Here is a 6,000-nt window from a genome sequence, read left to right on the forward strand (position 1 = left end):
ATTAACGTAACCACACCATATATGTTGGTTATGGTGCGTTACGCTACGCTAACACACCCTACATATAGAGCCTTTGCGTCAGTTTTACTGTAGAGACGTTGCCTGCAACGTCTCTACAGATTGTCGCCCTTAACGGTTGAACCATGACCAACTACTCACCACCAGACGGTTGGAGATAGAACGGATAAACCAGACTTCGAGTATCATGGGAGTCTTTCGGATGATATTCAATAATAATATTGACACGACCGCGAATGGGGTCAGGTTCTGTATAAACGCCATCCAGTACAATTCGAGGTTCCCACATTTTCAGGGCTTCCTCAACATAGACTCGAATCAGCAAAAGGGTTTGGGTATTCATCGGCGCAAAGGCGAGTTCAGACAGGCGCGACCCAAAATTTGCTCGGTAGACTCGTTCACCCACCTTAGTACCCAAGATTAGCGCGATCGATTCTTCGATATTCCGGATATCGGCGCTTAGTTGTACGCTTCCTTGTAAGTTTCCCCGTAACGGGAATGATAATCCCCTACCTAGATAATCTCGGGGCTGATTATTTGTCATGTCTGCCATCTTTATAGATTTAGTTTCCTAATTAGGGCTTACTGCACAAGTGTGGAAGGTACACAAGATTTGGACTTCAAGCCATTTTTGCCCCCAACAAGTACAAGGTTTTTACACCTTTACACTTAACATCCATGGATTTTCGCTGACTTTTGCGCCGAATTTTACCTCAACAGAGGCTTGAAACTGTTGCCTGTTCCCTGTTAAGAGTTCCCTCCCCCACCACAAGACTTATTCAGCAGCCCCTAATTACTCAAGATTATGCTTTCTTTCATTGACAGTACCACTTTCCCCTTAAATTAGATTATTCAATCGATAACTAATTGGCTCAAATAGGCTGCAAGCAAGGCAATCTTCCTTTCCCCGACACTCGAATCAGCTTCTGATGGCTTTCGTTAAAAGATTGAATCATCCAACCCTCTCTACCGCCCGTTGTTTGTTGAGGTTTTAATCTTTGTTCCAGTTGCGGAGTTGCTTCTACATAACCCAGCTCTAAACTCCAAGGAAGTTCTTTAATTTCCGTTATATTTTCGGGTTGATGTTCATAAGGTTTATAAAGCTGGCAAGGCAGATTGACTTCAAAAGAAGAAATATGTGTTTGTCTAGGTCGGACAGGAATCATCAGCGGATATTGCCTGACTTCAAGCAATACATTTTTAGGCAAAGGCATTACTTTTCTTGAAAAGACGAGCCGCCCGTTATCTACAATTCTGTATACCTGTTTGGCATGATCAATGGGAATTCCTTGATTTGTCCATCCGGATAGTAATATGTCAAAAAGGTATATTGTCCGATTACTACTGTTGTTGACTTTATATTCAATGACAACATTATCACTGTTTTGCGAAATAATTTTAGTTGTCAAATTCAACATATTGTTCTGTCCTACACCATGAGCAACTTCATTTCGGGTTATTTGTTGACATTGACCTGTATTACAGGACAAGGAAAATAAAGAGAAAAAAGCCAGTATATAAATAAGCATTTTTTCATTTAATAATGAGGTCTATTGGGTTCACCCATTTCAGTGCGAATTTTATTTTCCGTGTACGTTCCATAATCTCCTATACCAAAAACCTCTCTACCATAATCCCATAAACCATCCTCATAGGGAGGCAACCCAACAGCACGTAATTCTAAATTTTTTGCGGTATCAGGTGCTAAATCTCCATTCGGTCCGTCACCATTAGGCATAAGACCGTAAGCGGCATCGTCAGCATGAATCAGTTCGTGTGCGAGACCAATTGCCGGTGGTCTAGTGTGCCAGGGTTCTGAACCATCACCAATATTAGTTCTGTTGGGATTAAAATAGATAGTAGCATCACTTCCCGCTCCAGGTGTTTTATCGGGGTTTTGGTAAGCTCGATCTGGATCGAAACTTATGTAATTGCCAGAATCATCAGGATTTAATGGTCGAATTGTAAGACTTCTGCCATTATCCCGAGCTGCTAGTAGGCTTTGTAGTAGTTTCTTGCCCGAAGGCGTATCGTAAATTTGACGTAAGTTTTCTCTGACTTGATCTTGATATTCTTCATCCCCTTCAATATTTATTCCATTTTTTCCATTTATTCCAGAAACAACCTCCTCAAAGGTATAGTCGGGGGGCTCTGGGCGGGGCTCTGGGCGGGGCTCTGGGCGGGGCTCTGGCTCTGGCTCTGGCTCTGGCTCTGGCTCTGGCTCTGGCTCTGGCTTTGGCTTTGGCTTTGGCTCTTGATCTGAACCCCCGCCACAACACTTACATGAAGGGTCATTACCAATCAACACAGAGGGACAACCCCCAGTAATTTTATTCGGCGGACCAACAGCCTCAATAATCGTATCCCCCATACGACAAGCTGGGAGTCCATTAATTAGCACAGTCGGACTACCGTCAATAACCACACCCGGTCCGTGGGGAGGAATGGGCAAAGGTGTACCACAAAAATGGATATCTGCCCCCATCGCGATGCTAGTAATCATACTACCCATCGTTGATGCTGCCGTCGCCTTGGTGGTTTCCTCGGCTGCCTTAGCGGCTGGGGCACCGGGGGTGCCAGAGGCAGCAAGAGTAGCCGCTTCAGCCACTTTAATTGTGGCATCAGAGGCTTGTTTGGCACTCTGTAGAGCCCCTGCAGGTCCTGCAGGTATACCCCTCCAAGCGGGTCTACCACAGATGAGTACAGTTGGACTACCCGGACCGCCAGTCAAGACAGGGGGTATGGGATGGGCGACAGTATCACCAAGTCGAGCCGCAGGTTTGCCCATGTTCAACTCCTCTGTGTTTAATTGAGCTTAATGGGAAGCCCTTTAACCGTCAGCGGACCTTGGGAGCAAATTTCAATCGTTGCCGCAGATAGACAGAGTTTGCTTCCCGCTTTGATATCAATTGCACCCGTTGTCTGCTTCATCGTAATGCTTCCCCCGCCGCTTTGAAGTTTGATTTGTTTCGCCCGATCATCCATTGTCACGGACAGATTACCCGTGGATTTTATTTCTATCTTTTTATTCTTATCATCCATGCGTATTTGATGACCCCCAGCCGTGCTAATATCTAAACACTCCTCGGTATCATTCATCTGCATGGTATGACCCAGTACCGTTGTCAGCGTCGCCCCGGCTTTAACCGCACCTTTTGCTTCTTCCACAAACTGCATTTTATGACCTGTGCGAGTTTGTATGGTTCGCAGGCGCACTTTACCATCCTGAACGGAATCATTCACACTTTCTGGGGGCTGATCTTTGCCATTCCAAACGCCACCTAATACATAGGGTCGATGAATGTCCCCATGCTCAAAGGCAACTAAAACTTCATCGTTTACTTCTGGGAGACAATCATTGCCGCGATTGGCGCCAATTCCATAGCCCACAATTCTCGCCCAGTTGCTTTCGTGTTCTTCGGTGAGAGTCGGAAACTTTACCCTGACTCTCCCCCAACCATTCGGGTCTTTATTGTTGGTAACGATACCAATTAAATGGGTTTTGCCGGGATAAAAGGGGGCTTCGTGGGACAGCAGGGGCGGTAGATTATCTCCCCGTAAGCCACGGATGGTAAACTCGGTGGTATAAACCCGTTCGTAAAATAGATGACGGGTTTCGGTGACGTAATATTCACCACTGTATTTTCCCAAATCGTTTAGTTTCACGACTCGCCCCGGTCGAATTTTAGGATTCCCTTCGGCTTCAGCATCAGCCTGGACAAATTCTCCCCCTAATTCGTCACACACGGCTTGGGCGATTGTCTTGGCTTCTGGGGCATTGGAGACTGGATGATCCACGACAATCATTTTTGGAGTGGATGGCTTTCCTTTAAAGGTATTACTGGTTTTTGAGCCTTCACCCTGCTCAGTTTTGGTATGGGTTTGTTCTTTGTTCGCGGTTTCGACAATTGAGCGTTTTTGACTATAGTCCCAACCTCGGACTTCAACTTCACTCACTTGTTCGGCGCTGCTGACTCTAACCTGAAAACTGTGGACATCTTTTAACCATTTCAGTTCGAGAGAGTCATCGACTTTGGGTTGGCGGAAATTCAGTTTCCCATCTTGAACAAAGAACTCAAAGCCGTTGCGGGCTGCCCGTTTACTCAAAAATTCTAAATTGGTCTGATTTTCTTGAAATACATAGCCATTTGACCCATTAATGTCTCCGTATCCGTATGGTCCGCCTGTCTCATCAACTTTGCCGAGGGGTATGCCGACTTCCCCGGCAATTTTTTTGACGATATCGGTATCGGTCATGTTCTGGAATGAGCGATTATACCGCCCTCGCCATAGACGGTGAGAAACATCATAGCCGCGAATCATCATTGGGGCTTCGGAGTCACGGGTAAAGTTACACTCCATCGCCGTGATTTCCCCTTCGAGGACGTAATTTTTCTGTTCCTCTTCAAATTCCTGGGCTTGAGTTGTACTGGAGATGAAGCCTATTTTTATCGTTTTGCCAATTTCAAATGAATCAGCATGTCGCCAAGTTTGATCCTCGCTGCGCCCCGGGAAGTAATCGTTTTTAATCACTAAGGTAAACATACCAGGAAGATGGAGGCTTTCTTCCACCGCGATTTCGATAATGTCATCAATTAACGCTTTGGACGCTAACTGACCATCTATTTCTAAAATCGGTTCAGCTACATAAGTGACAGCCATGGCGACCTCTGGAATGAAGACTTAGCACTGAGTTGTGCCACTGATCGGGAATTTACCTAGGGGGAGTTGATGGGAGAGGTTTAGGTGATTGAGGTTTGAGTTTTTGGCTAACCTGTTTTTCTTGCCTAAATTTTACTTTTTGTAAACAAACTCGAATAGAGGATTACATGATAAATGTAGCATTCATTGGTAAAAATTCAACAGTTTGCCACAGCGATTGAAATCGCGGAACGGCACAAACCTTAGGCGAAGCCTTGCCGACGGGTAGTCGGCTGGAGGCGGATTTAATTCTGACTTACGCTTTCACAGGCGGCACAGGCGCTACCTGTAGGGGCACGGCACAGAAGAGCCCCTACCATAAATAGCGTTTGTATTTATATTGTAGACACATCGATTAGGACGTTCCTTTCCTGTTGTAGAGACGTTGCCTGCAACGTCTCTACCAAATGATGCGTCCTAACCGCTATGGAGATCGCTATAAAATAGGGCGTTGTTTGTAGTGAGAACTTTAGTTCTCGCTCCGTAAGCGCGAAAAGAAGGCTGAGGTTCCCTCACGACGAAGCCAATCTATCGCAGCATTATTAGCTGAACCAGGACTTACGCAGCTACACCACAGATGGTGGCAAAGGTGCGTTAGCGAAGCGTAACGCACCCTACTGTCGTGGCACACCTAAAATGGTAGTAGGGGCGCACGCCGTGCGCCCCATTTCACCGTAAATCTATTCCACAATTTTAGCTGTGTCAGTCCACTACACATAGAGGCTTTGCGTAAGTCCCATGAACCTAACCGACAAAGGTGACATGATCTTTGCCAACTAGACAACCGTAAAATCCACCTCAGTAATCAGGTTGGCGGAAACATTCGACACAGTGGCTAATTCTTCTCCGTCAACACTAATCTTAGTATCGGCACCGCTGGCTGCAATCGTCAATTGTCCGAAGGTCAAACCTTGGTCTAACAGGAATAAATCCTCTCCATCCTTAAAGTCAAGAATTGTATCCATTCCATCACCCAGACGCAGCAAAAATAGGTCAGCACCCTCACCTCCAGATAAACTATCATGACCCAGACCCCCATCCAGGAGGTCATCCCCTGTATCCCCATTCAGACTGTCATCTGCGAGAGTACCCACCAGGGTCATATCGTTACTCGGATCATCGTCGCCAAAAACCACATAGCTGGCTCCGGCATCATCATTACTGTTGGGGTTAGCAGAGTAAGCCCCAATAATCACGTCATCAATACCATCATTGTTAATGTCCCCCCCATTGCTGACAGACCAGCCGGATAAGTCACCACTATTAATACCGTTGATCACA

General features: G+C 46.0%; 5 protein-coding genes. All 5 read right to left on the bottom strand.

Translation table 11 applies throughout. The annotated features are described in order from the left end of the window. Positions 1–151 precede the first annotated feature (151 nt). Entirely contained in the window at positions 152–571 is a 420-nt protein-coding gene (locus RIG27_RS13285) for a GPW/gp25 family protein (protein WP_446345810.1), read from the bottom strand. 319 nt (positions 572–890) lie between these two features. Continuing rightward, the gene (locus RIG27_RS13290; RefSeq protein WP_446345812.1) at positions 891–1,547 is read right to left on the bottom strand and encodes a hypothetical protein; all 657 of its coding nucleotides are present in this window, start codon (positions 1,545–1,547) and stop codon (positions 891–893) included. An 8-nt stretch (positions 1,548–1,555) separates the two neighbouring features. Continuing rightward, positions 1,556–2,806 (bottom strand): M91 family zinc metallopeptidase, encoded by a 1,251-nt coding sequence (locus tag RIG27_RS13295; RefSeq protein WP_446345814.1) that lies wholly within the window; start codon positions 2,804–2,806, stop codon positions 1,556–1,558. Between the two features lie 17 nt (positions 2,807–2,823). Then, positions 2,824–4,680, bottom strand: a complete 1,857-nt coding sequence (locus RIG27_RS13300; RefSeq protein ID WP_446345816.1) for a VgrG-related protein — start codon at positions 4,678–4,680, stop codon at positions 2,824–2,826. Between the two features lie 815 nt (positions 4,681–5,495). Next, a partial coding sequence (locus tag RIG27_RS13305; protein WP_446345817.1) for an integrin alpha occupies positions 5,496–6,000 on the bottom strand: 505 nt, incomplete at its 5' end.

Origin of the sequence: Coleofasciculus sp. F4-SAH-05 (assembly GCF_040222985.1) — a bacterium.
Lineage (GTDB): Bacteria > Cyanobacteriota > Cyanobacteriia > Cyanobacteriales > Coleofasciculaceae > Coleofasciculus > Coleofasciculus chthonoplastes.

What these genes read in the sequence shown, in the direction of transcription:
- RIG27_RS13285 (WP_446345810.1), bottom strand. Translation starts at nt 571, where the DNA reads ATGGCAGACATGACAAATAATCAGCCCCGAGATTATCTAGGTAGGGGA.
- RIG27_RS13290 (WP_446345812.1), bottom strand. Translation starts at nt 1,547, where the DNA reads ATGCTTATTTATATACTGGCTTTTTTCTCTTTATTTTCCTTGTCCTGT.
- RIG27_RS13295 (WP_446345814.1), bottom strand. Translation starts at nt 2,806, where the DNA reads ATGGGCAAACCTGCGGCTCGACTTGGTGATACTGTCGCCCATCCCATA.
- RIG27_RS13300 (WP_446345816.1), bottom strand. Translation starts at nt 4,680, where the DNA reads ATGGCTGTCACTTATGTAGCTGAACCGATTTTAGAAATAGATGGTCAG.